The organism is Stenotrophomonas sp. SRS1, from assembly GCF_026130205.1.
GTDB lineage: Bacteria > Pseudomonadota > Gammaproteobacteria > Xanthomonadales > Xanthomonadaceae > Stenotrophomonas > Stenotrophomonas rhizophila_B.
Genome location: NZ_JAINFD010000003.1, coordinates 849,107 through 874,759 on the forward strand (window position 1 = coordinate 849,107; position 25,653 = coordinate 874,759).

Genomic DNA, 25,653 nt, shown 5'->3' on the forward strand with positions numbered 1-25,653 from the left:
TAATGCGCCGCACGGCGTCAGCGAACGGCTTTGACGTTCAGCTCGTTGATCATCTGCTGCGCGGCCTGTTCGGCGGCTTCGCGCAGCGCATTGGTACGGGCGACGGTTTCGTTCGGGCCCAGGCCGGCGTACTGCACCGGGCCGACCGAAGAAACGGTGCGCGGGAAGCGGCCGGTCACGTCCAGCACTTTGCCGGTCACCGTGACGTACACGCGGGTATTGCCCGAAGCCGGATCGCGATCGCGCATGCCGATGTCGAGCGTGCCCACGGCGATGTACGGAATGTTCGCAGCACGGATCCCGTTGGCGGTATCGCGCAGGGTCGCAGCGGACAGATCATTGCCGGTGCTGAAGTCCTTGCGGATGCGTTCGATGCTGAGCAGGCCGCGGCTTTCGCCTTCCACGTACTCAGCTTCAACCACTTCATAGCCGGCGCTGCTGAAGGCGCCGGTCATCGCGGTGTTGACCTCGGCGGCGTTGGCGACCTTCCAGCTGATGGTGTCGCTGCGCGCGGTGGTGCTGCCGCCGCTGGTCACCGACACCGAGGCGTTCTGGTTGACGCTGCCGTTGGTGCTGACCGAGTTGCCGCGGAACGAATCGCCTTCGCGGGTGTTCTCGTCGTAGCTGCGGCTGGCGTCCACGCGGCGGTATTCCTTGTCCTGGAACGACTGCACGGTGTCCTGCGAGCGCGCCATGAACAGGAAGGTCAGCAGCGAGCGCTCATTGCTGCGTGCGCCGGCCACGGCAGAGCCGGCATCCAGCTTGGTCTGCAGCAGCGTGGTGTTGATCTCGGCGCGGACGCTGATCGTGTAGGTCTTGGCCTTCTTGTCCTCGTTCTCCGACAGGGTCACGGTGGAGAGCACGAAGCGGTCGATCTCGCCGATGAACTCCGGGCGGCGCGACTCGAACAGGCGCAGCTTGGCTGCGCCGGATTCGGCGATGTAGGCCTCCAGCGCGTTGACCTTGGCCTTGTTCAGCGCCTGCGCACGGGTATCGGCACTCAGGCGCAGACCATAGCTGGCCGAGCCCATGCCGCGGGAACTGGCGGTCTGCGCCGCGACCGGCGCGGTGACCATCAGTGCAATGAGAATCAGCAGTACAGCACGAATCAGCGACATGACTTGATCAACTCCTGGAGGGCCTGGATCTGTTGTTGCAGGGGGCGTCCGCCCGGCTTCTGCTCATCCAGCCAGGCGCGCGAATCGGCCCGTTTGGCAGCAGCGCCAGCGAAAGCATCAAAGCCGGCCAACACGGTTTCGTAGTTGGCCGACCACTGGTCCACCCGCCACTGCGTGACCGGCACCACTTTGGTGGCGCCCTTGCGCAGGGACTGGTCGAAATACACCTTGCCGGAGAAGGGCTCGGTCACCTTCACCTGGAAGAACGCGCCGAACAGCATCGTCTTCATGGCCGCGGTTTCATTGACGACGCCGCTCTTCATCGCGTCGAGGGTCAGCGTGACCACGTAATCGGGTTCGGGAATCTTGAGCTGATACACCTTGCCGTCGGCAAAGCGCGCGGCCATCGCACCGCCGATCGCCTCGCCGGTAGCCGGCGGCAGCAAGCCGATGCCAGTGTTGGATGACAGCGTCTTGGACAGCTCATGGGCCAGCGTGGCACGCAGCGTGGCTTCCATCGCAGGGTCGGGCAGCTTGGCCCGGGCTGCGTCGGACAAGGCCACCCCACCCACCTGCAGCCGCCGCATCGAGGCGTTGGGAAGCTGCGCGTTGGCCAGGGTCTGTGCGAGCACCTGCGGCAGTGCGGTGGCGGCGGTGCCGTAGAGCAGATCGGCGATGATCGCGTCGATATCCCCTTCGGACGGGCGGTCGTCCTGCAGGTCGATACGCTGCAGCGTTACCGGGTAGGAGGCGATGACCTGGCGTTCGCGGAAATCGAAGAACAGCGCCTGCAGTGCCACCTCCACCAGCACCTTGTACTGGTCGCCGATCGGTTCGACCGAGACCAGTTCACGGTCCAGCGCCGCGGCGAGCACGGTGGCGCTGGTGGTGCCATCCAGCTTGGCAAGCTGGTCGCTGATCAGCTGCAGGTGGGCGGGCGGCTGGCGGCGCAGGGCACTGGAGAGCTGCTGGTTCAATGCCTCGGCGCCGCGTTGGTCGATGACCCGGGTGCTATGCGGCGCAACCTTGCTGCGGGCAGCCTGCTCGCCGGTATAGGCGAAGCCAGCCCAGTACGCCTGCTGTGCCTTGTCGGCCGCATGCGCGAACGGGGTGATGAGGAACACGCACAGCAGCATCCACGCGCGCATCGCGCGTGGCGGTTTCTTCCCTGACGGCATCAGCCTTTGTCCCTGTGGTTGCTGACCGGGGGTCAGCCCCAGTCATGCTTGTGAAGGGCGCAACGATAGCCGCAACCATGCAGACCGACAAGATGAGATTGCATCAGCCTTGCGACAGCGCACCCGCGCGGGCCAACAACAGCGCACGTTCGGGGCCATTTGCGGTCAGCGCCGCCGCCCGCTCGAATGCCGCCCGCGCATCGGCAACACGGCCGAGCTGGACCAGCAGATCGCCCTGCACTGCGGCCAGCGGAGCATAGTCGCGCAGACGTGCATCGGCATTGAGCTGCTCGACCAGCGGCCACGCCGCCGCCGCGCCCTGCGCCCGCGACACGGCAACGGCACGATTGAGCTCCACCACTGGCGAGGGCTGCACCTGCGCAAGCCGCGCGTACAGCGCCGCCATCCGTGCCCAGTCGGTCTCTTCGGCGCGACGCGCGCGCGCATGGCACTCGGCGATGGCCGCCTGCACTACATACGGATCGTCGCTTCCTCCCAGCGCCACCGCCTGCTGCAGGGCCGACTGCCCACGGGCGATCTGCAGCCAGTCCCAGCGCGTCCGGTCCTGGTCCGGCAGCAGGATCGGTGTGCCGGTCGCATCCGTCCGCGCGGCGGTGCGCGATGCCTGCAGTTCCATCAACGCGAGCAGGCCCTGCACCTGCGGCCAGGTCGGCAGCCGGCTGGCCAGCACGCGGCCCAGCCGCAGCGCTTCATCGCACAACGCCGGGCGCATCCAGTCATCGCCTGCACTCGCCGCATAGCCTTCATTGAAGATCAGGTAGACCACCTCCAGCACCGAGGCCAACCGCTCTGGCAGCGCCGCCTGGCGCGGCACGTCGAACGGCACCTGCTTCTGCGCCAGCGTGCGCTTGGCGCGAACGATGCGCTGGGCGATGGTCGGCTCGGGGGCGAGGAAGGCGCGCGCGATCTCCTCCGTGGTCAGCCCGCCGAGCAGCCGCAGCGTCAATGCCACGCGCGCATCGGCAGCCAGTACCGGATGGCAGGCGACGAACATCAACCGCAGCAGGTCATCGCCGATATCGTCTTCCAGCGCGTCGCTGTCGTCCGGCGCTGGCAATGGCAGCGGCTCCAGCTCGCTGCCGTACTGCGCATGCTGGCCGGCCACGCGCTGGTGCTGGCGCAGCACATCGATGGCGCGGTTGCGCGCAGTGGTCATCAGCCACGCTCCGGGATTGTCCGGCACACCCTGGCTGGGCCAGCGCTCCAGCGCGGCCAGCCAGGTGTCCTGGACCAGCTCTTCGGCACGGCCGACATCGCCGCCAAGCAAGCGGGTCAGGCGAGCGGTCAACACTGGCGACTCCATGCGCCAGATCGTCTCCAGTCGTTGCGTCAGTGCCGTGTCCATGCGGCTGATCAGACCACCGGCGCGACGCGGGTACAAGCGGCGCGGCGGGGTGCCATCGCGCCCGTCCGGGCTCAGGGCTGCTTCATGCAGTTGACCATCCATGGCTTGCCGTAGCGGTCGATCAGAAAGCCCCAGCGATGGGCCCAGAAGGTTTCGGTGATCGGCATCTTGATCTCACCCCCTTCGGCCAGCGCCTTGAACACGCGCTCGGCTTCGTCGATCGAGTCGACCTCGATATTGATCGTGGTGCCGCCCTGCCCCTCGGAAGATGGGCCATCGGCCGCCATCAGGACCGCCGACCCCACCTCCAGCTGGCTGTGCGCGACGTGGTCCAGTGTTTCCGGCGGCATCTCGCCACAGCCCTCCTGGCTCTCCATCGGTGGCATATCGCGATACTTCATCTCCGAGGTGACCTTGCCGCCGAGCACCTGTGCGTAGAAGGCCATGGCCTCATGGGTCTTGCCGTTGAAGCCAAGGAACGGAATCAGTTTCATGGGAATGCTCCAGGGATGCGGGGGGATCAGTCGGTGCTGCCAATCTGCTCGCGCAGACGCTGTTCCTGCGCCTGCAATTCAGGGGTGAAGGCCTCGCCGAAATCCTCAGCGCTGAGGATCGGGCGCAGTTCGACCACATCGCCCGGCGCGAACGGGGCGCGCTTGAGCCATTCGGTGGCCTCGTCCAGCGAGCGCACCTGCCAGAGCCAGAACCCGCAGACGAGCTCGCGGGTGTCAGCGAACGGGCCGTCGATGACCCGCGGTGCTTCGCTGCCGAACGCCACCCGTCGGGCGCGCGAGGTCGGGTGCAGGCCCTCGCCGGCCAGCATGATCCCGGCCTGGACCAGCTGCGCGTTGTAGGCGCCCATGGCGCGGATCTCCTGCTCGCTCGGCAGTTGACCGGCCTCGGTGGCCGCGGTTGCCTTGACCAGTACCATGACTTTCACGGGATGCTCCTGTGTGCCAGCCCGTAACCCGGGCCGTTCACTGGATACAACGTGCCAGCGGGGCGGAAATCGACAGGTCCGACCGATCTTTCTTCCATCGCTGAACAGGGCACCGCTGCGGCGTTGCAACACGCCGCGGGCGCGGGCTGGGGCATCATGCCGATTCCCCCGCCCACCCCGGTCCGGCCATGCAATTTCTTCTGCTGATCTACATTGACGAGGGTCTGCTGCAGACCCTGCCCGCCGACGCGTACGACCGCCTGATGCACGACTGCCTGCAGCACGCCGACCGGTTGCAGGCCGAGGGCACGCTGGTGCTTGCGCAGAAGCTGGAGCCGGTCGACAGCGCGCGCACGCTGCGCGTGCGCCAGGGTCAGGCCCGGATTACCGATGGCCCGTTCGCCGAGACCCACGAACTGCTTGCCGGCTTCAATCTGATCAACGCGCCGGACCACGCCGAGGCGATGCGCATCGCCCAGCAGTTCCCGTGGTCGCGTTTCGGCAGCATCGAGGTGCGCCCGCTGGCCGACATGGACGCCGAGCGCGTGCGCGTCGGCGCCTGATCCTGCTCAGGGCAGCAGCGTGATCTTCAGATCGCGCGGCCCGATCGCTTCGTTGCCGCTGTAGTCGCGCGCACTGCCACGCAGGATGTAGTCGCCGGCTGGCAACGCATCGGGCTGCCAGCGCCCGGTCTCGACCAGCCCATCGCGCACGGTGTTGGTGACCAGGTAGCGGAACCGTGTGACCGCACTGCCATGCACGGTGATGCCACTGTCCGGTGCGTAGGCCACCCGGGTGGCGCTGTCTTCGCGCGGCATCCGGTTGAACACGATGTTGAAGCGCGGCTGCTCGTAGCCGGCCAGCGGCTGGCCCTGGCCATCCAGCACCTGATAGCCGACCTGGTACAGCCCCAGCCGGCGCCGTGGCAGATTGCGATCCACCTGGTCCCACGCCTCCACCACGATCTGCACGCCAGGACCCTGCCGGGGGATCGCAACGCGGCCATCGGCACCGGCCTTGATCGGCTGGTCCAGATCGTCAAGCACGGCGACCTCGGTGATGCGCGGCGCGAAGGTGTCGGCATAGCCGGTGAAGCCCAGCGCCACCGCATTGCGCTCGAAGCCGCTGGCGCCCACGCTCAGGTGCACATGCGCCATGCGGTTGATGCTGCCCAGCGCTTCACCGGCGGCGAAACGGGTGCCGCGACGCACGCGGATGCGCTCGAGCTTGCCCTCCTCACCGAACACCTGCTGCCAGCGCGGATCGAACGGACGATCGCGCGGGTCACGGCCAACCTTCATGTGGATGTACTTGAGCCGGCCCAGCGAGAGGCCTTCGGCCTGGCCGCCGACCGACCACGCCGCGAACGGCGTATCCACCTTGCCGTCGGCAATCGCCAGCACCGGCTGGCCGACATCGCCGCGGATGTCGAAGCCACCGTGCAGGTGGTGGCGACTCTCACCCTTGAAGTCGCCGCGCACCTCACCCAACGTACCGACCACTTCATGCCAGCCGTCCTGCGGGGCCAGCGGCCAACGGCCGGCGGTCTGCGGCAGCGGCGCGTCCGGCGCCGGGCCGATCTGCGCCGGCGGTGCGGTCGCTCCTGCCGCCAGCGCACGCAGCCGGTGCACCCGGTAGGACGCAGCATCGGCCAGGTACAGCCCGCCCTCGGCATCCAGTGCCAGTGCGGTCGGCCGGGCGAAGCGCGGCTGCGGCGGTACGCCGGCCAAGGCCAGCTGATGACCCTGCGCCGAGATCTGTACCACCTTGCCGTTGATGTCGCTGGCATAGATCACCCCGTCGTGGGTCACCGCCAACGACAGCGGACCACTGAGCAGGCCGCCATCGGCCACGCGGGTGCTCAGCGTGCCATCCGGCGCAAGCTGGCGGATCGCGTTGTTGAACAGGTCGGCGATCAGCAGGTTGCCCTGCGGATCCAACGCCAGCGCCACCGGCGTATCCAGGCGGGTGGACGCGCCGCTGCCCTCCATCAGCCCTGGGCGCTCGCCACCGGCGACGGTATGCACCCGCCCATCGGTCTCGATGACGCGGATGCGGTCGTTGTAGGTATCGGCCACGTACACGCGGCCGTCGGCGTCCACGGCCACGCCCATCGGCCCATCGAAGCGCGCCTGCGCGGCCGGCCCATCGACGAAGCCCCGCTGGCCATCACCGGCCAGCGTGCTCACGGTGCCGTCCACCGCGATGCGACGGATCACATGGTTGCCGGTGTCGGCGACGTAGACGTTGCCGGCTACATCCAACGCGATGCCGGACGGTGTATTGAACTGCGCCTGCAGGGCAGCGCCATCGCGCCAGCCCTCGCCGTGCCCGGCCAGCGTGTCCACGCGGCCGTCAGGGTGGACGCGGCGGATACGGTTGTTGTCGCCGGCATCGGCGATGTAGACCACGCCGTGCGCGTCCACGGCCAGGCCGTACGGATCGGCGAAGCGCGCCTGGGCGGCAGGACCTTCCGTGCTGCCACCGACACCGTCGCCGGCCAGCACGCTGAACTGCGGCGTCCAGCCGAGCACGGTCGCCACCGGGCCCGGCGGCGGCGCGGGCGCGGCCGGTTCGCGCAGGAAGGTCCATGACAAGGCCGCCGCCATCAGCGCTGCTATCAGCACCACCATTGCCCATCGTCCGCGCGTCATCGCTGTCCTTGCCTGCTGCTGTTGGGGACCCGACCTTAGCGGCTCGTGGCGTGCCTGCAAACCCTGCATGACCACAGCGCCTTGTGTGGACGCCACGTTCCGGTTCCAATCGGGGCTGACGCCAAGGAAGGATGTACCGCCTGAAGCACCGCCCCTATTTCGCCGGCGTCTCCACCTTGAACCCCATCGCTTCGCGGTAGCGCACGTACAACGCGCTGACCTTTTCCACATAGGCCAGCGTCTCGGCATACGGGGGCACGCCCTTGTAGCGCGTCACCGCACCGATCCCGGCGTTGTACGCGGCCGCAGCCAGTACGCGGTCGCCTTTGTAGCGCCGCAGCAGCGCCTTCATGTAACGCGCACCGCCACTGATCGACTGCTCGGCCGAGAGCGGATCGGCCACGCCGTATTCGGTCGCGGTATCGGGCATCAGCTGCATCACGCCCTGCGCACCCTTGGGCGAGATCGCACCGGCATCGAAATTGCTCTCGGCATGGGCGATCGCGCGCAGCCAGGCATCGTCCACACCGGTGGCCTTGGCTGCCGCCTTGAACTGCTTGGCGTGCCGGTTCAACTGCGGCGTGCCGACCTTGCCCAGCCCTTCGTGCGCCGGCTCACCCGGGGGCGTGGCCACGGTGAACTTCAGGAACACCCGCGAGCCCGGCAGGTTGCGGGTGGAGTAGACCAGTGCACCGTCCTGCTCACGTTCGTACAGGGTGCCGCTGAAGATGCCCATGTTGCCCCACAGGTTGGGGGTCTGCACCGCGTTGTCGTCGATCTGCTGCGGGGTGCATTTCGAGCCCGGCTCTGGCGCCGTGGCCAGGCTGACGGTGTTGCTCTGCACGCAGCGATAGACCGTGCGCGCCGATGCCAGGCCAGGCAGCAGCAACGACACCAGGGCCAACGCGGCAGGCAAGGTCGGATTCATCAGGCTCGGATCGGGGCACGGAAGGGTGCGGCGCGATCATCCGGCCGAAGGCGCGAACCGAAGGTGAATACCGGGCTGATCACCCGCGCGACCGAGGTGTCCGGCGGCAGGGACGGGTGACGGAAACAGCCGGTTTCGTCCGTGCTCTGTCGTCGGCCACGCCGCCTGGCCCAGCGGCATCCCAAAGCCCTGGTTTCAATCCCCGCGCACTGATGGTCATATAGCGGCTCGGGGCCGCGACTGCCCTGGCCCGCCGGGCTGCCATGGACCCCCCTTTCGACGAGGCATCGAGATCTGCTTGAACCGCGCCCGGATCATTGCCGTCACCATCCTGCTGGCCCTGCTCGGCGCCCTCGTGCCGATCGCCACTGTGTTCTATTTCACCTGGAGCCGGGCCAGCGAGTTCGAACAGGTGCGGCTGCAGACCACCGCCGAGCGCACCCTGCAGCGCGCGCACCGCGCCTACGAGGGCGCGTTGAACACCCTGCGCGAACTCAATCGCAGCACCCTGGTGCCCTGCTCGCCCGAGCACCTGCAGCTCATGCGCGGGCTGGTGATGCGCACCCACTCGGCCGAGCAGATCGGGTACTTCGAGAACGGCCGACTGGCCTGCACCTCGTGGGGGCCGATGGACCCGGGCGTCGTGCAGCCCCCACCGGCCTATGTCACCGCCGAGGGCGCCGGCATCACCCTGGACATCCGTCCGCTCGCCGGCACGCCGCAGCAGCCCTTGATGGCCCTGAGCTACGGCCACTACGACATCCTGATGGACCCGGCGCGGTTGATCGATGTCATCGTCGATCCCAACGTGCGGCTGGCCGTCGCCAGCCCCGACGGACGGCTGATCGCCCAGCAGGACATCCAGGACCAGGCCCTGCTGCAGCGGCTGCTGCGCGATCCGGCCAGCGGTATCGAAGGGCAGACGCTGTATGCCACCGCGCAGGACCAGGAATGGCTGGCCATCGCCACCGCCCCACGCACCGATCTGGTCGCCGCATTCCGCCACCAGATTGGGCAGTTCATTCCGCTGGGGGTGCTGGGCGCGCTGGCCGCGATCGGTGGCGTGGTGTGGCTGTCGCGACGGCGGCTGTCGCTGCGCGGCGAACTGGCCACGGCCGTCCGCAGGCGGGAGTTCTTCATGCACTACCAGCCAATCATCGAGCTGGATACCGGCATCTGCGTGGGCGCCGAATCGCTGGTGCGCTGGCGTCGTCCCGACGGCAGCCTGGTGCGGCCGGATCTGTTCATCCCGCTCGCCGAGGAGGCGGGGCTGATCGAGGCGCTGACCGACCAGGTCATCGACCACGTGATCGCGGACATGCGCGCGTTGCTGGTGCAGGACCGCAGCGCGCACATCGCGATCAATCTGGCCGCCGAGGATGTCAGCAGCGGACGGGCGCTGAAGGTTCTGAGCGCCAAACTGCAGGGCACCGGCATCCATCCCCAGCAGATCTGGCTGGAGGCGACCGAGCGCGGTTTCATCGATATCCGCCGGGCGCGTACCAGCCTGGCCAATGCACGGCGGATGGGGCACTGCGTGGCGATCGACGACTTCGGTGTCGGCTATTCCAGCCTGCAGTACCTCCAGCAACTGCCGCTGGATGCGCTGAAGATCGACAAGTCGTTCATCGATGCGATCGGGACCGACAGCGCCACCAGCCCGGTCACCTCGCACATCATCGACATGGCCAAGACGCTGGGGCTGTTCACCGTGGCCGAAGGCGTGGAAACGCCCGCGCAATTGGCCTACCTGCAGGCGCGCCAGGTGGAGTTCGGGCAGGGCTGGCTGTTCTCCAGGGCACTGCCGCCGGACGAGTTCGTGGCCTTCCACCAGCAACGCAAGCAGCAGTACGGACAGGCGCCGGAAGACATGCAGAAACCCGGCAACGACGAGCCCGGCTGAGCCGACTGCCTATTCGGCCTCCATCCCCGCCAGCGTCATTACCCACGCCGGTACCTGCGGCTCGCCAGCGTAGAAAGCCTTCGGTCTGCCCTCGGCCATCGCCCAGCGTTGGATCCAGCTGATGCCCCCGGCGCCGTTGTAGCCATCGGCATGCTGGTAGGCCGGATCCTGCAGTGCCGCCTCCAGCGGGATGAAGCGATAGCCGCGCCGGCGCGTGGCGGCGACCAGCTCTTCCACGCAGTCCGCGCTGAGCGCATTGGCGTGGATCAACCACACCTGTGCAGGCAACCGGCCCAGCAGCTGCTGCCCCTGCTGCTCGTAATAGTCCAGCTTGTTGAGCATGTACGGCACGTAGCCGCGGCGCAGCTGGCGCAGGCGGGCCTCACGCGCGACCGGATCGGCCTCGGTATCGCGCACCCGGTCGTAGGCGAACGCCCAGATCCACTCGCTGTTGTCGACGGTGACCGGCGCGATCCGGTAGCCGTGCTGTTGCAGGAACACGCCCAGCGCGGCACGTTCTTCCGGGGATTGCCCGGCACGCAGATAGGGATGCCGGAACCAGCGCGGTGCCTGCCCGGTCTCGGCCAGCAACGGGCGCAGCGTCATCTCACCGCGCAGGATGTCCTGCTCATACGCAGCCAGCCCGATCGCGTGCAGATCGACATGGCCGAACGTGTGGTTACCCAGCTCGAACCCGGCATCGCGCCAGTCGCGCAGCATCTGCACGCGCGCGGGTTGCACCCGTCCATCCACCTCGAGTTTGACCTCGTTGACGAAGCCCACCACCGGCACGTCGGCCCGCTTCAGCGCTGCGATCAACTGTGCATGGCGGGCGGCAAGCGCGGGCTCTGCGCGTTCGTCCAGACGCTGCCAGGGCAGGTCGTCGATGGTCAGCGCGATACGCCGCTCCGGCTCGGCCGCGTGCGCGATACCGGCCAGGCACAGCAGTGCCAGCACACCCCATCGAAAGAATCCCTTGCGCACCCGCTGCTCCCGTCGCGATACCCGGCCCCAGCATAGCGCCGGGTATCGCGCTCCACCTTGCCGGGTGCGGCGGCTGGGCTCAGTGCGTGATCGGCGCCCAGGCACGCGGCTGGCGCAGCACCACCATCAACGTGGCCAGCAGCAGCACCAGCAGGACCGCTGGCAGCCAGCGTTCACCGACGGTTTCCAGCATCACGCCGCCGACGATGCCCGCCAGCGCGATGGCCAGATTCCAGCCGGTCACCACGAACGACTGCGCGATGTCCCCGGCCTCGTCGGCACGACGCGCCACGGCAGTCTGGAACAGCGTGGGGACGCCACCGAAGGAGATTCCCCAGACCACCGTGCCGATCACCAGCACCCACGGCGAGCCCGGCCACAGGCCGAACGCCACTGCCGAGAGTGCGAAGGCCACCGTGCTGGCGATCACCAGCGCGCGCAGCCAGCGGTCCACCAGCAGGCCGGTGATCCAGATGCCGACCAGCGCGGCCACGCCGAACACCAGCAGAAGACGATCCAGCCACACCGCCGCGCCGGACAGCGCCGCGAACGGTTCGATGTAGGTGTACAGGACGTTGTGCGCCAGCACGTACAGGAACATCGTCAGCAGTGCGGTCCGCATGCCGCGCAGGCGCAGCACGCTGACCAGCGGTTGCTGCGCCGCCGCGCCCGGGGCCGGCAGCGGGGGCAGCGCCAGCCGCGCCCACACCAGCAGGCTGACACTGAGCAGCGACATCAATCCGAATGCCCAGCGCCAGCCGATGGTCTGGCCGAGCAACGTACCGGCCGGGATGCCCAACGACAGTGCCAGCGGCGTGCCGACCATCGCCACGGCGATCGCGCGGCCCTGCAGCTGCGGCACCACCATGCGGCTGGCATAGCCGGCCACCAGCGACCACAGCAGGCCAGCGCTGATGCCCGCGCAGAAGCGCGCGACCAGCATCAGCCCATAGTGGTGCGTCATCGCGGTGATGGTGTTGACCACCACGAAGCCGGCGATCGCGGTGAGCATCAACGGGCGGCGTGGCCAGCGCCGGGTCAGTGCGGTCATCGGCAATGCGGCGACCAGCGAGCCCAGCGCGTAGATCGTCACCAACTGCCCGACCAGCGCACGGCTGACGCCGAGATCGGCGCTCATCGGCGACAGCAGGCCGGCTGGCAATGCCTCGGTGAGGATGGTGATGAAGCCTGCGCAGGCCAGGGCGAGCAGCCCGCCGAGGGGCAACCGGCTGGCGGCGTTGGGCAGGGGGACGGCGTTGGAATCGACCGCGTGCCCGCTCATGGGCGCGCCTGCGTTGGTGCCGTAGCGCAGTTGGAGTAGAGATCGCGAAGGTCAGTGAGGGCAGACATCGGGGCACCAGGGGAAGGGGGAGCGCCACCGTAGGCGTTGGGCCGCCGTCGAAACAGCGGGGTGACGCTCCGCACATTCCGGAGCTGCGTGGCCGCAATCGCTCGAATGCCTGTCCCGCAAGGTCTGGAACCAGAACCTGCCGCCCCCGCATCGCAGCGTTGCGGCCCTGGGCATCCCTCCCAGCCCCCGCACGCGTTGCCGGCCGCTACAGTGACCGCTCTCTTCCCCGTGCAAGTGCCCATGTCAGCCCTGGACAACCTTGGCAACCTGCAGACCTTCGTGCAGGTCGCCGACACCCGCAGCTTCGTCGAGACCGGCCGCATGCTCGGCATCTCCGCCTCGGCGGCCGGCAAGACGGTATCGCGGCTGGAGCAGGCCCTCGGCGTGCGGCTGTTCCATCGCAGCACCCGCAGCGTCACCCTCACCGCCGAAGGCGAGCGCTTCCTGGTCCGATGCCGGCGCATCCTGGATGAGCGTGACGCCGCCCGTGACGAGCTGGTCCAGCAGACCGAGGCGCCCACGGGGGTGCTGCGGGTCAGCCTGCCGCTAGTCGGCGACATCTCGCTGCCGCTGCTCACCGAGTTCATGGCGGCGTATCCCGGCATCCGCCTGGAGCTGGATTTCGATGACCGGCTGGTGGATGTGATCGAGGAAGGCTTCGACGCCGTGCTGCGGGTCAGCGCGCCGACCGACTCGCGCCTCAGCGCCCGACAGCTCGGCGTGTTTCCGCGCTACCTGGTCGCCTCCCCGGATTACCTGGCCCGCCGCGGTACGCCTCGCGTGCCCGAGGACCTGCTGCACCACGACTGCCTGCACTACCGCTTCCCCAGCAGCGGCAAGCTGGAGCCGTGGCCGCTGCCGCAGACGCCGGGCGCAGCGCCGCTGGCACTGCCGGTGTCGATGGTCAGCAACACGATCGAAGCGCGGCTGGCCTTCGCGCTGGCCGGGCGCGGCATCGCCTACATCCCCGAGCACTCGGTGCGCGAGGCACTGGCCGACGGCCGCCTGCAGCGGGTGATGGCCGACCGTATCCATGCCTGCGGCACCTTCTACCTGCTGTGGCCCTCCGGCCGCCATGTGCTGCCCAAGCTGCGGGTCTTCATCGATTTCATCAGCGCCCGGCTGACCGGCGTCAGCTGCTGAGCAGGCGGCGTTCATCGCCCTGCCGGCGGGCGGTTTTATACTGGCCGCGCGGCAGCCAGCCGCCTTTGTTGCCGAGGTAGGCCTACATGCGCCATTGATGCCGCCGTCGTCTGACGGCCCGTCTCCACCCACCTGTTCCGCAGGAGGGGAGTCTTTGGCATCCAATGGAGGTCGCATGACCGCATTCGCTCTCACGCTCGACCGCGTGACGCATACCCTGCCCGACGGCCGGGTCCTGTTTTCCGAACTGTCCGCCGCCTTCGACGGCACCCCGACCGGCCTGGTCGGGCGCAACGGCGTGGGCAAAAGCCTGCTCGCGCACCTGCTCAGTGGCGATCTCACGCCCACCGCCGGCCGCGTCCTGCGCAGCGGGCCGGTGCACCTGCTCACGCAGCACAGCGGCGTGCCCGCCGGCCGTATCGCCGATCTGGCCGGCGTCGGCACGGTGCTCGACGCCCTGCACCGTATCGAGGCCGGCAGCGTGGATCCGGACGACTTCACCCGCGTGGGTGAGCGCTGGGACCTCCGCGAGCAGTTGCAGGCCCAATGGCAGCTGCTAGGGCTGCCCGCGCTGGATCCGCTACGGCCGGCGGCCACGCTCAGTGGTGGCCAGGCGATGCAGGTCGCGCTGGCCGGTGCGTTCCTGTCCGGTGCCGAGGGGCTGATCCTGGATGAACCCAGCAACCACCTCGACGCCGCCCACCGCACGCGCCTGATCGAGGCGCTGCAGCGCTGGCGCGGCGGCCTGATCGTGATCAGCCACGACCGCACGCTGCTGCGGCACATGACGCGCATCGTCGAACTGTCGCCAAGCGGGCTGCGCCAGTACGGCGGCAACTACGATCTCTACGCCGATCAGAAACACGACGAGCGGCGCAGTGCCCAGGCCGAGCTGGCCCTGCGCAAGCGCGAGCGTCGCCAGCAGCAGACCGAGCTGCGCGATCAGCGCGAGAAGATGGCGCATCGGCAAGCGCGCGCTACACGCGATGCACGCACCGCCAACCAGGCACCGATCCTGCTCGGTGGCATGAAGAACCGCAGCGAGCACACTGCCGGCCGCTGGCAGGCACAGCAGAACGAGCGTCGTACCGAACTGGATGCGCGCGTGCGCGAGGCTGCCGGCGAGGTGGAGCAGGACATCGAGATCGCCCTGCTCGCCCCGGTGATCCAACAGCCCGGGCCGCAGCGCGTGGCCGAGCTCATCGCCGCCGAACTGCCGTGGGTGCAGGCGCCCTGGAACACGCTGGATCTCACCGTGCAGCGCGGCCAGCGGATCGGCGTGCAGGGCCGCAACGGCAGCGGAAAATCCACACTGCTGCGGCTGCTGGCCGGCACGTTGGTGCCGGTGTCGGGGCACGTCGAGGTGGCGGCCAGCGTCGCCCTGCTCGATCAATCGCTCACGATGCTGCCCGATGACGCCTCGGCCCTGTCACTGCTGCAACGCGCGCATCCGGTCGCCGACGAAGGCACGCTGCGCACCCAGTTGGCCCTGCTCGGCCTGGGTGCCGAGCGCAGCCTGCGGCCGTTGGCCACGCTCAGCGGTGGCGAACGCCTGAAGGCGGCGCTGGCGTCCGTGCTGTACGCACAGACGCCGCCGCAGCTGCTGCTGCTCGACGAACCCGGCAATCACCTCGACCTGCCCTCGCTGACCGCGCTGGAGCAGATGCTCAGCCAGTACCGCGGCACGCTGATGATCGTCTCGCACGATGACGCGCTGCTGGAGGCGGTTGGCTTGAGCCATACCCTGCGCGCATCTGATCAGGGCTGGCAGCTGACGCCGGTGTAAAGCGTTCGGCTAGGCGCGCGCCCACGCCGGGAACGCATCCGGCAGCAACTGCCACAACAGCGGCCCAGCGCGGAGTTCCTCATCATTGAGCAGGCAGGCATCCAGCTCGGCACGCACCGCGTGCTCGTCCATCGCCACGCCGATCACCGCCAGCTCCTGGCGGCGGTCGCCCCACCAGGGATGCCACAGCCTGCGCATCGCCTGGTACTCGCCCGCATCGCCGACCTGATCCACGGTGGGCAGCGGCGCGGTCCAGCACGCCGCCTGCTGGCGGGCCCAGCCGATATCCGTGTAGGGCACGCGCGTGGGCGGCAGCTCGGGCACGGTGTTCTCCAGGCCCGCCTCCATGCGCTCGCGCGAGGCGTACCAGACCCCCGCGACCGAGGTCTGCGTGGCCGCACCGACACTGGAGAGCTCGCCCACCGAGTCCATGCGGTTGGCCAGCCAGAAGAAGCCCTTGCTGCGGATCACGCTGCCCAGCCCGGTCTCCAGCAAGCGCGCAAAGCGTTGCGGATGGAACGGCCGGCGCGAGCGGTAGACGAAACTGGTGATGCCGTATTCCTCGGTCTCCGGCGTGTGCTGCCCGCGCAGCGCCTGCATCCAGCCTGGTGCCAGCTGGGCTTTGACGAAGTCGTAGCGGCCGGTATCAAGCACCTCGTGCAGTGGCACGTTGCCGTGTTCGGACAGCACCAGCCGCGCATCGCGGTTCATCGCGCGCAGCACGGCCAGCGTGGACTGCAGCGTGTCGTCATCGATCAGATCGCACTTGCTCACCACTATCACATTGGCGAACTCGATCTGCTCGGCAAGCAGATTCACCACGCCACGGTCGTCATCCTCACCGGCCTGCTGGCCACGATCGATCAGCCGATCGCTGGAGCCGAAGTCCAGCAGGAACTGCGCGCCATCGACCACCGTCACCAGCGTATCCAGCCGTGCGATGTCGCTGAGGCTGAAGCCGGCCTCATCGCGCACCGAGAAGGTCGCCGCGACCGGCATCGGCTCGGCGATCCCGGTCGATTCGATCAACAGATAGTCATAGCGCCCCGCCGCCGCAAGCCGGCGCACCTCGTGCAGCAGGTCATCGCGCAGCGTGCAGCAGATGCAGCCGTTGCTGAACTCCACCAGCGTCTCGTCGGTGCGGCTCAGCGCCGCGCCGCCATCACGGACCAGCTGCGCGTCGACATTGATCTCGCTCATGTCATTGACGATCACCGCCACCCGGCGGCCCTCGCGGTTGCGCAGCAGCTGATTGAGCAGGGTGGTCTTGCCGGCACCGAGGAAGCCGGACAGCACCGTTACCGGCAGACGGGAATCATGAAGGGCAGCAGAGGCAGTCATGGCGGAGCAGGTCTGGAGAGGAGTTGAAATGTTACTATATAACATTCACAGACCAAGACCCCCACGCCCCATGAAGCGATCCTCTGCCCTGTTGGACGCCGGCGCCATTGCGCTGTCCGGCCTATGCCTGCTGCACTGCCTGGCCCTGCCGCTGCTCGCGGCGATGCTCCCGCTGATGGGCGTGTGGGCCGAGGCCGAGTGGGTGCATGCCCTGTTCGTGGCGATTGCCGCGCCGGTGACCGGCTTCGCGCTGTGGCGCGCGCACCGCCAGCACCGCCTGCCCGTGCTCGCGATGGCCGCCGCGTTGGTCGGGCTGCTGTTGCTGCTGGCCGGCGCCATGGGCTGGCCGAGCCACGAGGCCGAAACCCCGATGACCGTGGTCGGCAGCCTGCTGTTGGCCAGCACGCATGTGTGGAACGCCTGGCGGCGGCACCGGCACTGAGCCGGGGCGAGCGCTGCGTCGCCTACTTGCCGTAGGCGCGCAGCAGCTTGACCAGCACCTGGGCCTCGGCCGCGCGCTCGACCGGATCGTCCGGGCCGACCACGTGCTCCTGCAGGTGCTCATCGAGCAGCGCCATCAACAGTGCGTGTGCCGCCCCGCGCACGGCCGAGGCCTGCATCAGGACATCGGTGCAATCGGCCTCGGCCGACTGCAGGGAGGCTTCGAGTGCGGCGACCTGGCCCGCCATGCGGCGGACCCGGGCGAGCAAGGGTTTGCGGTGATGTTGAACGTGCGACATGGGGTCGGAGCATATACCCTATGGGGGTATAGTCCAATGGCTGGATTGCCCCATGATCCTCAACGCTGCCGCCGACGCCCGCCGCCACACCCATCGCTTCGACGATGGCAATCCTCTGGCCGAACGCAGCACGCAGCGCGCGCTCTGGCTGACCACGGCGATGATGATCGTGGAGATCATTGGCGGGTGGTGGTTCAACTCCATGGCCGTGCTCGCCGACGGCTGGCACATGAGCTCGCACGCACTGGCGCTGGGGCTGTCTGTGTTCGCGTACGGTTTCGCACGCCGCCATGCACACGACCATCGTTTCACCTTCGGCACCTGGAAGGTCGAGATCCTGGCCGGTTACACCAGTGCCATTGCCCTGCTCGGCGTCGCGCTGCTGATGGCCGTGCAGTCCGGGCAGCGGCTGTTCGTGCCCAGTGCCATCCACTACAACGAGGCCATTGCGATCGCGGTGGTCGGGCTGGCGGTCAATCTGCTGTGCGCATGGTGGCTGCGCGACCACCATGACCACGGGCATCACCCGCATGGCCACCACCATGGGCATGGGCACCACCACGCGCATGAGCAGAGCGGTCACGGCGCGCATGGCACCCAGGACCTCAACCTGCGCTCGGCCTACCTGCACGTCATCGCCGACGCCGCCACCTCGGTGCTCGCGATCGCCGCGCTGATCGGCGGCAAGGTCTGGGGGGCAGCGTGGCTGGACCCGGTGATGGGCCTGGTGGGCGCAGTACTGGTCACCGTCTGGGCGATCGGCCTGCTGCGCGACACCAGCCGCGTGTTGCTGGATGCGCAGATGGACGCACCGGTGGTGGCGGAGGTACGCGAGGTGATCGAACAGGGCCCGTGGTCGGCGCAGCTGTCCGACCTGCACGTGTGGCAGGTTGGCCGCAGCAAGTACGCGGTCGTGGCCAGCCTGGTGAGCGCTGATCCACTCAATGCTGATCAGATCCGCGAGGCGCTCTCTGTGCATGAAGAGCTGGTGCACGTCACGGTGGAAGTGCACCGGCTGGATGCGGCGCTGCCTGCTTGATCGACGCACCATCGCACGGAGTGGCCAGGTCGGCAGCCGTGCCTCACTGGCTGCCTCAGTGCTTGAACATCATCCCGACCAGGAACAGCACCAGCGGCGCGGCACTGAACACCGCGCCGACGATCCCCAGCCACGGCCAGCGCTCCTGACGCACGCGCGAGCCGACCGTCGCGATCAGGCCCACGGCCGCTGACGCGAGGACGCCGATGGAGACACCTGTGGTGCTGGCCCCCGCGGTGACCCCGTGGTTGGCCGCAGTGGCGATGTGGGCGGCGGCGGCCCCGACGGGGAGGCCCATGAAGCTGGCCAGGCCGAGCAGCGGGAATCGCTGAGCCGAAATCGGCGCCGTCGATGGTGAGCGCGGCGCTTGCGGAGAATCTGGCAGCACGGGGTGTCTCCTGAGAATCGCGTCACCGTACACCATCGCCCGCGGTGCACACAGACGGGATCTTTTCATGCCGTGTTGGACAATGCCCTCAACATCCGCCGACAGGAACCGCCATGCGCTTGTTGCCCAGCTTGTTCTCCAGCCTGCTCCTCCTGTCCCCTGTCCTGCTGACCGGTTGCGGCAAGGACAACAGCGCCGGCGTGTTCTCCTCCGATCCGATGCTCGGCTGCTACGCCACCCACGCACGCAAGCCGGCGGAGTTCCGGATCGAGCAGCAGCAGGGCCAGTACTACGTGTCCTTCAACCGCGATGAGCAATGGCAGCGCGACGCCACGCCGCTGCAGGAATCCAGCCGCGCAGAGATCGCCCAGTTCTTCCGCGACGATGCCGACCAGATCAACAAGGCCCTGGTGCGCCCCGGTGGCGGCTTCGGCATCTTCAAGTTCAACCCCGGTGCCACACTCAAAGGCAAAGCAAAGGACAGCGACTACATGGCACTGGTCCTGATCGGTGCCGGGCCGGTGTTCCCGGTGAAATGCCCCTGATCGCCAAGATGCTTCGCGCCCCCCCCCCCCTACCGGGCCACTGATGCCGGCTGCGGCCCACCGCACGCCCGCACCAGTAGCCCGGTCCGCGACACCCATCCCCCGATACCGCCTGCCGCACGCCTCCGCGGGCAAGCCCCCATCCTCATACGTCAGCTGCCCTCCCCCGGTTCGCGGCGGCCGCGGTGGATCGAGCTGTACGGCCATTGCGTCGCGTCACGCACATGCCCGTGCTTGACCGGGTTGTGGTGCACGTAGGCCACATGCCGCTGCAGGTCCTCGGCATCTACGATCCGATGCTCGCGAAAGCCGTTGTGCCACAGTGGCCGCAGGCTGCGATCACGCCGGAGCTGCAGCCGTGGATCGGCCATCGGCAACTGGCGGTCGAAGATCGCCTGGACCTGCGCCCAGCGGCGATGGCCCTCCTCGTCGCCCTCCGGCAGCGTCCACACGCCGTGCAGATGGTCCGGCAGCACCACGATCGCGTTGATCCGGAACGGCCGCGCCTGCTGCGCCACCCGGAACGCCAGCCGCAGGATCTGCGCCTGTTCCACCAGCAGGCTGCTGCTGCGATCGCGCAGGTGCGCGCTGAAGAAATAGGTGGTACCGGTCGGCCAGAGGATGTGGTCGTAGGACATGACCCAAGTATCCGAAGCGTCCCTGCGCAGTTCGATCAGCGCACTCCCTGCCGGCGCCTCGGATACCCGCGCACACGTGGGTCGGAATCCTCGCAGCTCGGGGCTGCATGACGGCCGGCCAGCGGCTTCTCAGGTACGATGCCCACCCCTGACTGCCATACCGTCTGGCGCTCGCGCCGCGGCCTGAGATCCCGTGCCCCACTACACCGGCCCCCTGCTGACCCGCCCGCTCGCCGAGAGCCTGACCCGCGCCCGCGATGCCGGCACCGGCGAATGGACCGGCTCGCTCGACCTCGGCCGCTCCACCGGCACCGCCACGCTGGCGGCCGACCACTGGCAGTGGAAGGGTGAAACCTACGCCTATCCCGGCAAGACCAAGGACCGCACCCTGTACTACTGGGACGGCGAGGAATTCCTGGCGATCTCGCGCTTTGGCTCGGCGCTGATCAAGCTCGTGCCGACCGACTGGGACGCGCCGACCTTCGAGATCGACGGCATCAAGATGCTGCCCAGCGCGCAGGTCTCCCCGTTTGAGGATGCCCGCCGCAAGGTCGCGCTGATCGCACCGGCCGGCAAGACGGTGCTGGATACCTGCGGCGGCCTGGGCTACTTCGCGGCGTGCTGCCTGGAAGGTGGCGTGACCCGTATCCGCTCGTTCGAGAAGAATCCGGATGTGCTGTGGCTGCGCACGCTCAATCCGTGGTCGCCCGATCCGGACGCGGAAAGCAGCGGCGGTCGGCTGGCGCTGAGCCAGGGTGACGTGTCGCAGGAAATCGAAGGGCTGGAGACCGCCTCGGTCGACGCGATTCTGCACGATCCGCCGCGCTTCGGCATCGCTGGCGAGCTGTACTCACAGGTGTTCTACGACCAGCTCGCGCGCGTCATCCGCAAGGGCGGCCGGATGTTTCACTACACCGGTGCGCCGAACAAACTGACCAGCGGCCGCGATGTGCCGCGCGAGGTCGCCAAGCGGCTGGAAAAGGCAGGCTTCAAGGCCGAGCTGGCGATGGACGGGGTGCTCGCGGTCAAGCGCTGAGCAAGGAGCTGGTCAACTGCCGCGTGGCAGTTTGGCCGCCCACATGTTGTCAACCAGATTGGGATAGCGCCGCCCGTTCTCCTCGGCGCGCTGACGTGCCGCATCCTTCTGCGCCTCGGAGAGCGGCTGCGACTTTTTCTTTCCATTGGGACTGGGCTTCTTCCAGGGCGGTGTCTGGGTCTGGCGCATGGGTAGTCTCGTGTGGCGTAGCGCTGCACTTTCGCTTGGTCTGTGCAGCGTACAAGAACGCCCGACACGTCATCGCAACGTGCCGGGCGCGTACTGCGAAGAACGACCTGCGACTTACTTCTTCAGGAAGTCCAGCAGCGCCTTGTTGAACGCATCGGCATGGCTGGCATTGCAGCCGTGCGGCGCGTCCTTCAGCACCACCACCTCACTGCCCGCGATGGCCGCATGGGTGCGCTTGCCCGAACCCTCGAACGGGACCGTGCCATCGCTGTCACCGTGCAGCACCAAGGTCGGCACCGTGACCTTCTTGAGATCGCCGCGGAAGTCGGTCGTGCCGAAGGCCTTCATGCAGCCCAGCGCCGCAGTCTGGTCGGACTGCTGGCAGAGCTTGATGGCGGCCTGGCGCTCCTCCTCGCTGACCTTGAGCTCGCCGTTGGCGCTGAAGAAATCCTTGGTGAAGCCATCGAAGAAGGTGTCGCGGTCCTTCTCCAGGCCTTCGCGCATTTCATCAGCCTTTTCCTGCGTCAGCGGGCCCTCGGGGTTGTCGCTGGTCTTGAGCATGTACGGCGGCACCGCCGAGGCGAAGACCACGCTGTGCAGGCGTGATTCGCCGTGCGTGGCGACGTAGCGCGCCACTTCACCACCGCCCATCGAGAAGCCGACCAGGGTGGCGTCTTTCAGGTCCAGATCCTCGATCACACCGGCCAGATCATCGGCGAGCGTGTCGTACTCGTAGCCATCGGCCGGCTTGTCCGAGCGCCCGAAACCACGGCGGTCATAGGCCACCACACGGTAGCCTGCCTCGCGCAGCGCGGGGACCTGCGCCTTCCACGATTCGGCCGACAGCGGCCAGCCGTGGATCAGCACTACCGGGCGGCCGGTACCACCGGAATCTTCAACGTGCAGGCGAACGCGGGAAGCAGCCATGGGAACTCCTTGGAGCGATGGGGAATGAAGTTCGATCCTAGGGAGACGGGGTTGGGTGAGCCGTGAAAGAAAGCGCGATGTCGCTGACGTGACGTGCACAGGGCTGACTGATACCGGCCGGGGCATTCAGGGGTGAGAGGGATGAATCAGAGGCCACGATCTCAGGATCTGCGACACCTCAGGACGATAGTTGCGATGGGGCATCGTCGAGGGTGGGAGCCGGTACATGGATTGTCATGAGATCACGCCGGAGGCTGCGCATCGAGTGGAACCCAGCGCGTCCGGAAACGCCTGCTGTGGGCTGGCACTTACGTTGTTGTTGCATGGCCTTGGTGCGCATCCTGCAGCCCATGCGGCATTGCGTGCTGCTCTGCGGCAGCGGCCGGAGAGCGAGTGCTGTGCCAGCTACGCGCTGTTGCGTGGCCATGACACCCCATAGATGCGTGCCGGCGACGTGGCCGCGGCGGAGCCATGGTTCGCCGCGCAGGCCGGCCATTACTAATTACATAGTTGACATGCCCGATCCGTCGGGCGCACGATGCGGGCGTCAACTAACGAACCAGTAGATAGCCATGGCCCGCCCCGTATCGCCTGCCCTGACCGACGCCGAACGCCGCATTCTGGAGGTGCTCTGGAAGAAGAAGGAGGCGTCCGTGCGTGAGGTCACCGATGAGCTGTCCAGGAAGAAGCCGGTCGCCTATACGACCGTGCTGACCATGTTCAAGGTGCTGGACAAGAAAGGCCTGGTCCACCATCGCAGCGAGGGTCGCGCCTTCATCTACAGCGCCGCGATTACCCGCAGCGAGGCGCGCAAACAGGCGTTGGAGAATCTGCTCAAGTCCTTCTTCAACGATTCGCCCAGCGTGCTGGCCCAGCACCTGATCGATGAGCACGACATGGACGCTGACGAGCTCAAAGCGCTGCAGCAGCGCGTGGACGACGCATCTCCTTCGAGGACGCCCAAATGACCGTGCATTGGACCCAAGCCGTGGCGACGATGGCCGTGCAACACCTCTGGCAGAGCGCCTTGTTGTTCGCGCTGGCCGCCCTTGTAGTAGGGCGCAGCCGGCTCAGTGCTGAAGCGCGCTCCTGGGCGCTCTGCGCGGCCTTTGTGCTGGCCGCGGCGTCACCGCTGTTGGTGCTGCTGCCTCGCACCGCGCCGACGACTGTTGAGGTCGCGCAGCAGGCCGTACTGCCCTTAGCGACCGAGGCTCCAGTACCGGTTGTCTCGCAGAAAGTGGACGGCATCACCAACACGATCCCCGCCTCCACCACGCCGACCCTGCTCCACGGCGCCGTACTGATCTGGTTGCTCGGCACGCTCTGGGGCCTGAGCCGCCTAGGCCAAGGCGCCTGGCAAGCGCGTCGCCTGCATCGCTGCGCGCGGCAGTCGCCCCAGCACGAAGCACTGCTGGGTGAAGAACTGCCTGCGGGTGCCAGCGTTGCACTATCCGATATCGCTCCGGGCCCGATGGTGGTTGGCCTGTGGTCGCCGCGCATTCTGGTGCCGACCACGATGGCATCCACCCTGCCCCCGGCCGCGCTGCGTGATCTGCTGCTGCATGAAGCCGCGCATGTTCGTCGGCATGATCTGTGGATCACGGCTGCACAGCGTGCACTGCTCGCCGTGTACTGGTGGAGCCCGTTCCTGCACCTGCTGGGCCGTCGGCTGGATCTCGCCCGCGAGATGGCGTGCGATGAACAGGCGGCCCTGCGCACCGGCAGTGGCCCCGGCTATGCCAATTCCCTGCTGGCCGGTATCGCCGGACTGATGACACAGCGCGGGCGCAGCGCGCCACTGGCCGTCGGCATGTCCGCCACCCGCAGTGGCTTGAGCCAGCGCATCGATGGGCTGCTCCACTTGGACACGCGCTCGACCCGCTGGACAACGCGCTTCGGCTGGGGCGCACTGTGTGCGGTTGCGCTGGTCGCGCATGTTGGTGTCACCGTGGCCGCTACGCCGCGGTTGGGCAACGCGATCATCGTTGCAGAGAACGAAACCGCCACTACGTCGCGCACCGTCTCGCCGCACGCCGAGCAACTGCTCAGCGCGGCCAGCAACGGCGACATCTCCCGCGTGCAACAGCTGGTCAAGACGGGTGTTGCCGTGGACACGCAGGTCAGTGGCGACGGCACCGCGCTGATCATCGCCGCCAAGCAAGGCGAACTGGCGATGGTCGACGCCCTGCTGGTTCTCGGCGCGCAGCCCGACCTGGCATCGCGCGGCGATGGCAATCCACTGATCGCTGCGGCACGTCGCGGTCATTTGCCGCTCGTCGAGCGTCTGATCGGCGCCGGGGCCGACGTCAACCGCATCGTCGCCTTGGACGAAACACCGCTGATCAACGCTGCGCGCTCCGGCGATGTAGAGACCGTGGCCTATCTGGTCGAGCACGGTGCCGATGTCAACCTGGGCGTTGTGGCCGATTTCGGGCAATGGCGCTCACCGCTGAACCAGGCACGGAACGATCGCGTCCGTGACTACCTCACCCAGCGTGGTGCGGTCGCCGGCAGGCGCTGAGCGGACGCATTGCCCAAGGTTGACGCTGATCGGTGCGATGGCCTTCGTCGCCATCGCCCGCCACGCAGTTCCCTCTTTAGCTGCACCGTATCGCTCCTCTCTGCGGCGTGCACGGGCACGCCTGTCTTTCGCGCATCGCTCGAGGTATCGCATGACCGATGGGCTGTCTAGCACCGAGCAGATTGCAAGTGGTGATCGGCCATTTGATAGCAGCCGCTGAAAACCGAACTCGCTTCATGAGCTTCAGGATCGACTGCTGTGAGCAACGCCAAGGTGGGAGAACTCTGAAGATCTTTGGCATTTGACCTTGATCACTGATATAGGTCTAGGCATCGGCGAACCTCACACCTCCATTCAACGAAACGTGGAGGTTTCGACATGAGGATGAAAAGGGTTGCAGTAGCATTTTTAGTATCGTTGGCTATGGCTGCGCAGGCCTCAGCTGCCGAGTCTTCATCTAGCACCGATCAGTTTGTGACCGATGCCAATAGAGATACTGACGTCATCAGACGTAGTCAGTGGAGCGACTTCAATGGAGCATCTGTGGCCGTCGATCAGCTGCTGAAATCGGATGGCTTTGGTCGCCTTATCTATCGTTACGATGAGCAAACAGAAGCGACGAAACTGTATCACCAGGCGATCTGCGAATCGGTTGGCATGACACCCTCTTCAGGTGACGGGATTGCAGGCGGCTCAGCTAGTGGCTGGGCGTGTGAAGGAGAGTCCGCGGATGGCGAGCTTGGTCATCAGAGAGCTCCTAGGAGTGTTGACTGGGTTACAACGACCGCACCTAGCGGGCAGGTTCCCGTCGGCGTTACCTATCACTCTACTGGTGAAATGAGGATGCAGAGCTCTGTAGGGGGCCAACGACGAGCTACTGCTGGCGTCGACAATGGTCGTTGCACCTACACAGACGTCAAACACTTCTCAGGGGCGTT

At 67.4% G+C, this 25,653-nt stretch carries 25 protein-coding genes; 10 read left to right on the top strand and 15 right to left on the bottom strand.

Annotated elements, in window-relative coordinates:
• Positions 1-17 precede the first annotated feature (17 nt).
• From K4043_RS14650 to K4043_RS14670, 5 genes are all read right to left on the bottom strand, one after another.
• Positions 18-1,118 carry a hypothetical protein gene (locus K4043_RS14650; RefSeq protein ID WP_123731311.1) on the bottom strand — a complete coding sequence of 367 codons (1,101 nt, stop codon included), beginning with the start codon at positions 1,116-1,118 and terminating at the stop codon, positions 18-20.
• Positions 1,109-2,266, bottom strand: a complete 1,158-nt coding sequence (locus K4043_RS14655) for a hypothetical protein (RefSeq protein WP_321160151.1) — start codon at positions 2,264-2,266, stop codon at positions 1,109-1,111. Before K4043_RS14655 ends, K4043_RS14650 begins: the two co-directional genes overlap by 10 nt.
• A 133-nt stretch (positions 2,267-2,399) precedes the next feature.
• Positions 2,400-3,662, bottom strand: a complete 1,263-nt coding sequence (locus tag K4043_RS14660) for a sigma-70 family RNA polymerase sigma factor (RefSeq protein ID WP_123731393.1) — start codon at positions 3,660-3,662, stop codon at positions 2,400-2,402.
• 71 nt (positions 3,663-3,733) lie between these two features.
• Positions 3,734-4,156, bottom strand: a complete 423-nt coding sequence (locus tag K4043_RS14665; protein ID WP_265309743.1) for a VOC family protein — start codon at positions 4,154-4,156, stop codon at positions 3,734-3,736.
• A 26-nt stretch (positions 4,157-4,182) separates the two neighbouring features.
• Positions 4,183-4,602: a YciI family protein gene (locus K4043_RS14670; RefSeq protein WP_265309744.1), complete on the bottom strand. Its 420-nt coding sequence runs from the start codon at positions 4,600-4,602 to the stop codon at positions 4,183-4,185.
• A gap of 188 nt (positions 4,603-4,790) precedes the next feature.
• Here K4043_RS14670 and K4043_RS14675 point away from each other — a divergent pair, with 188 nt between their 5' ends.
• Entirely contained in the window at positions 4,791-5,165 is a 375-nt protein-coding gene (locus tag K4043_RS14675) for a YciI family protein (protein ID WP_265309745.1), read from the top strand.
• A gap of 6 nt (positions 5,166-5,171) precedes the next feature.
• Here K4043_RS14675 and K4043_RS14680 read toward each other — a convergent pair whose 3' ends face one another.
• Both K4043_RS14680 and K4043_RS14685 read right to left on the bottom strand, forming a co-directional pair.
• The gene (locus K4043_RS14680) at positions 5,172-7,256 is read right to left on the bottom strand and encodes an SMP-30/gluconolactonase/LRE family protein (RefSeq protein ID WP_265309746.1); all 2,085 of its coding nucleotides are present in this window, start codon (positions 7,254-7,256) and stop codon (positions 5,172-5,174) included.
• Positions 7,257-7,410: 154 nt separating this feature from the next.
• The gene (locus tag K4043_RS14685; protein ID WP_123731317.1) at positions 7,411-8,184 is read right to left on the bottom strand and encodes a lytic transglycosylase domain-containing protein; all 774 of its coding nucleotides are present in this window, start codon (positions 8,182-8,184) and stop codon (positions 7,411-7,413) included.
• 298 nt (positions 8,185-8,482) lie between these two features.
• Here K4043_RS14685 and K4043_RS14690 point away from each other — a divergent pair, with 298 nt between their 5' ends.
• The gene (locus K4043_RS14690) at positions 8,483-10,087 is read left to right on the top strand and encodes an EAL domain-containing protein (protein ID WP_265309747.1); all 1,605 of its coding nucleotides are present in this window, start codon (positions 8,483-8,485) and stop codon (positions 10,085-10,087) included.
• A 9-nt stretch (positions 10,088-10,096) separates the two neighbouring features.
• On the opposite strand, the gene K4043_RS14695 is transcribed toward K4043_RS14690, so the two are convergent.
• Both K4043_RS14695 and K4043_RS14700 read right to left on the bottom strand, forming a co-directional pair.
• Entirely contained in the window at positions 10,097-11,071 is a 975-nt protein-coding gene (locus tag K4043_RS14695) for a polysaccharide deacetylase family protein (RefSeq protein WP_265309748.1), read from the bottom strand.
• 79 nt (positions 11,072-11,150) lie between these two features.
• Entirely contained in the window at positions 11,151-12,353 is a 1,203-nt protein-coding gene (locus K4043_RS14700; protein WP_265309749.1) for an MFS transporter, read from the bottom strand.
• 309 nt (positions 12,354-12,662) lie between these two features.
• On the opposite strand from K4043_RS14700, the gene K4043_RS14705 reads away from it, so the two are divergent.
• Together K4043_RS14705 and K4043_RS14710 are read left to right on the top strand one after the other, a co-directional pair.
• Positions 12,663-13,565: a LysR family transcriptional regulator gene (locus K4043_RS14705; protein WP_265309750.1), complete on the top strand. Its 903-nt coding sequence runs from the start codon at positions 12,663-12,665 to the stop codon at positions 13,563-13,565.
• Positions 13,566-13,740: 175 nt separating this feature from the next.
• Positions 13,741-15,351 carry an ABC-F family ATP-binding cassette domain-containing protein gene (locus tag K4043_RS14710; protein ID WP_265309751.1) on the top strand — a complete coding sequence of 537 codons (1,611 nt, stop codon included), beginning with the start codon at positions 13,741-13,743 and terminating at the stop codon, positions 15,349-15,351.
• Positions 15,352-15,360: 9 nt separating this feature from the next.
• Here the strand turns inward: K4043_RS14710 and K4043_RS14715 are convergent, their stop codons facing one another.
• The gene (locus K4043_RS14715; protein WP_265309752.1) at positions 15,361-16,692 is read right to left on the bottom strand and encodes a CobW family GTP-binding protein; all 1,332 of its coding nucleotides are present in this window, start codon (positions 16,690-16,692) and stop codon (positions 15,361-15,363) included.
• A 70-nt stretch (positions 16,693-16,762) separates the two neighbouring features.
• Here K4043_RS14715 and K4043_RS14720 point away from each other — a divergent pair, with 70 nt between their 5' ends.
• Positions 16,763-17,134: a MerC domain-containing protein gene (locus K4043_RS14720; RefSeq protein WP_121042376.1), complete on the top strand. Its 372-nt coding sequence runs from the start codon at positions 16,763-16,765 to the stop codon at positions 17,132-17,134.
• A 22-nt stretch (positions 17,135-17,156) separates the two neighbouring features.
• On the opposite strand, the gene K4043_RS14725 is transcribed toward K4043_RS14720, so the two are convergent.
• The gene (locus K4043_RS14725) at positions 17,157-17,432 is read right to left on the bottom strand and encodes a metal-sensing transcriptional repressor (RefSeq protein ID WP_123731326.1); all 276 of its coding nucleotides are present in this window, start codon (positions 17,430-17,432) and stop codon (positions 17,157-17,159) included.
• A gap of 52 nt (positions 17,433-17,484) precedes the next feature.
• Between K4043_RS14725 and dmeF the strand changes: the two genes are divergently transcribed.
• The gene (dmeF, locus tag K4043_RS14730) at positions 17,485-18,471 is read left to right on the top strand and encodes a CDF family Co(II)/Ni(II) efflux transporter DmeF (RefSeq protein WP_265309753.1); all 987 of its coding nucleotides are present in this window, start codon (positions 17,485-17,487) and stop codon (positions 18,469-18,471) included.
• 55 nt (positions 18,472-18,526) lie between these two features.
• On the opposite strand, the gene K4043_RS14735 is transcribed toward dmeF, so the two are convergent.
• Positions 18,527-18,769 (bottom strand): hypothetical protein, encoded by a 243-nt coding sequence (locus K4043_RS14735; protein WP_265309754.1) that lies wholly within the window; start codon positions 18,767-18,769, stop codon positions 18,527-18,529.
• 203 nt (positions 18,770-18,972) lie between these two features.
• On the opposite strand from K4043_RS14735, the gene K4043_RS14740 reads away from it, so the two are divergent.
• Positions 18,973-19,404: a hypothetical protein gene (locus K4043_RS14740; protein WP_265309755.1), complete on the top strand. Its 432-nt coding sequence runs from the start codon at positions 18,973-18,975 to the stop codon at positions 19,402-19,404.
• Between the two features lie 152 nt (positions 19,405-19,556).
• Here the strand turns inward: K4043_RS14740 and K4043_RS14745 are convergent, their stop codons facing one another.
• A complete protein-coding gene (locus tag K4043_RS14745; protein ID WP_123731328.1) occupies positions 19,557-20,042 on the bottom strand; it encodes a transposase in 486 nt (161 codons plus the stop codon).
• 193 nt (positions 20,043-20,235) lie between these two features.
• On the opposite strand from K4043_RS14745, the gene K4043_RS14750 reads away from it, so the two are divergent.
• Positions 20,236-21,078 carry an SAM-dependent methyltransferase gene (locus K4043_RS14750; protein WP_019185715.1) on the top strand — a complete coding sequence of 281 codons (843 nt, stop codon included), beginning with the start codon at positions 20,236-20,238 and terminating at the stop codon, positions 21,076-21,078.
• Positions 21,079-21,090: 12 nt separating this feature from the next.
• Here K4043_RS14750 and K4043_RS14755 read toward each other — a convergent pair whose 3' ends face one another.
• Positions 21,091-21,267 (bottom strand): hypothetical protein, encoded by a 177-nt coding sequence (locus K4043_RS14755; protein WP_265309756.1) that lies wholly within the window; start codon positions 21,265-21,267, stop codon positions 21,091-21,093.
• Positions 21,268-21,381: 114 nt separating this feature from the next.
• A complete protein-coding gene (locus K4043_RS14760; RefSeq protein WP_265309757.1) occupies positions 21,382-22,194 on the bottom strand; it encodes an alpha/beta hydrolase in 813 nt (270 codons plus the stop codon).
• Between the two features lie 572 nt (positions 22,195-22,766).
• On the opposite strand from K4043_RS14760, the gene K4043_RS14765 reads away from it, so the two are divergent.
• Both K4043_RS14765 and K4043_RS14770 read left to right on the top strand, forming a co-directional pair.
• The gene (locus K4043_RS14765; protein WP_265309758.1) at positions 22,767-23,162 is read left to right on the top strand and encodes a BlaI/MecI/CopY family transcriptional regulator; all 396 of its coding nucleotides are present in this window, start codon (positions 22,767-22,769) and stop codon (positions 23,160-23,162) included.
• Entirely contained in the window at positions 23,159-24,715 is a 1,557-nt protein-coding gene (locus K4043_RS14770; protein ID WP_265309759.1) for an ankyrin repeat domain-containing protein, read from the top strand. Before K4043_RS14765 ends, K4043_RS14770 begins: the two co-directional genes overlap by 4 nt.
• The last annotated feature ends 938 nt before the right edge of the window (positions 24,716-25,653 follow it).

Coding starts and splice junctions, on each gene's coding strand:
- dmeF (WP_265309753.1), top strand. CDS start 17,485: ATGATCCTCAACGCTGCCGCCGACGCCCGCCGCCACACCCATCGCTTC.
- K4043_RS14700 (WP_265309749.1), bottom strand. CDS start 12,353: ATGAGCGGGCACGCGGTCGATTCCAACGCCGTCCCCCTGCCCAACGCC.
- K4043_RS14705 (WP_265309750.1), top strand. CDS start 12,663: ATGTCAGCCCTGGACAACCTTGGCAACCTGCAGACCTTCGTGCAGGTC.
- K4043_RS14760 (WP_265309757.1), bottom strand. CDS start 22,194: ATGGCTGCTTCCCGCGTTCGCCTGCACGTTGAAGATTCCGGTGGTACC.
- K4043_RS14735 (WP_265309754.1), bottom strand. CDS start 18,769: ATGGGCCTCCCCGTCGGGGCCGCCGCCGCCCACATCGCCACTGCGGCC.
- K4043_RS14770 (WP_265309759.1), top strand. CDS start 23,159: ATGACCGTGCATTGGACCCAAGCCGTGGCGACGATGGCCGTGCAACAC.
- K4043_RS14685 (WP_123731317.1), bottom strand. CDS start 8,184: ATGAATCCGACCTTGCCTGCCGCGTTGGCCCTGGTGTCGTTGCTGCTG.
- K4043_RS14665 (WP_265309743.1), bottom strand. CDS start 4,156: ATGAAACTGATTCCGTTCCTTGGCTTCAACGGCAAGACCCATGAGGCC.
- K4043_RS14650 (WP_123731311.1), bottom strand. CDS start 1,118: ATGTCGCTGATTCGTGCTGTACTGCTGATTCTCATTGCACTGATGGTC.
- K4043_RS14745 (WP_123731328.1), bottom strand. CDS start 20,042: ATGTCCTACGACCACATCCTCTGGCCGACCGGTACCACCTATTTCTTC.
- K4043_RS14725 (WP_123731326.1), bottom strand. CDS start 17,432: ATGTCGCACGTTCAACATCACCGCAAACCCTTGCTCGCCCGGGTCCGC.
- K4043_RS14715 (WP_265309752.1), bottom strand. CDS start 16,692: ATGACTGCCTCTGCTGCCCTTCATGATTCCCGTCTGCCGGTAACGGTG.
- K4043_RS14765 (WP_265309758.1), top strand. CDS start 22,767: ATGGCCCGCCCCGTATCGCCTGCCCTGACCGACGCCGAACGCCGCATT.
- K4043_RS14660 (WP_123731393.1), bottom strand. CDS start 3,662: ATGGACACGGCACTGACGCAACGACTGGAGACGATCTGGCGCATGGAG.
- K4043_RS14710 (WP_265309751.1), top strand. CDS start 13,741: ATGACCGCATTCGCTCTCACGCTCGACCGCGTGACGCATACCCTGCCC.
- K4043_RS14655 (WP_321160151.1), bottom strand. CDS start 2,266: ATGCGCGCGTGGATGCTGCTGTGCGTGTTCCTCATCACCCCGTTCGCG.
- K4043_RS14755 (WP_265309756.1), bottom strand. CDS start 21,267: ATGCGCCAGACCCAGACACCGCCCTGGAAGAAGCCCAGTCCCAATGGA.
- K4043_RS14675 (WP_265309745.1), top strand. CDS start 4,791: ATGCAATTTCTTCTGCTGATCTACATTGACGAGGGTCTGCTGCAGACC.
- K4043_RS14680 (WP_265309746.1), bottom strand. CDS start 7,256: ATGACGCGCGGACGATGGGCAATGGTGGTGCTGATAGCAGCGCTGATG.
- K4043_RS14720 (WP_121042376.1), top strand. CDS start 16,763: ATGAAGCGATCCTCTGCCCTGTTGGACGCCGGCGCCATTGCGCTGTCC.
- K4043_RS14740 (WP_265309755.1), top strand. CDS start 18,973: ATGCGCTTGTTGCCCAGCTTGTTCTCCAGCCTGCTCCTCCTGTCCCCT.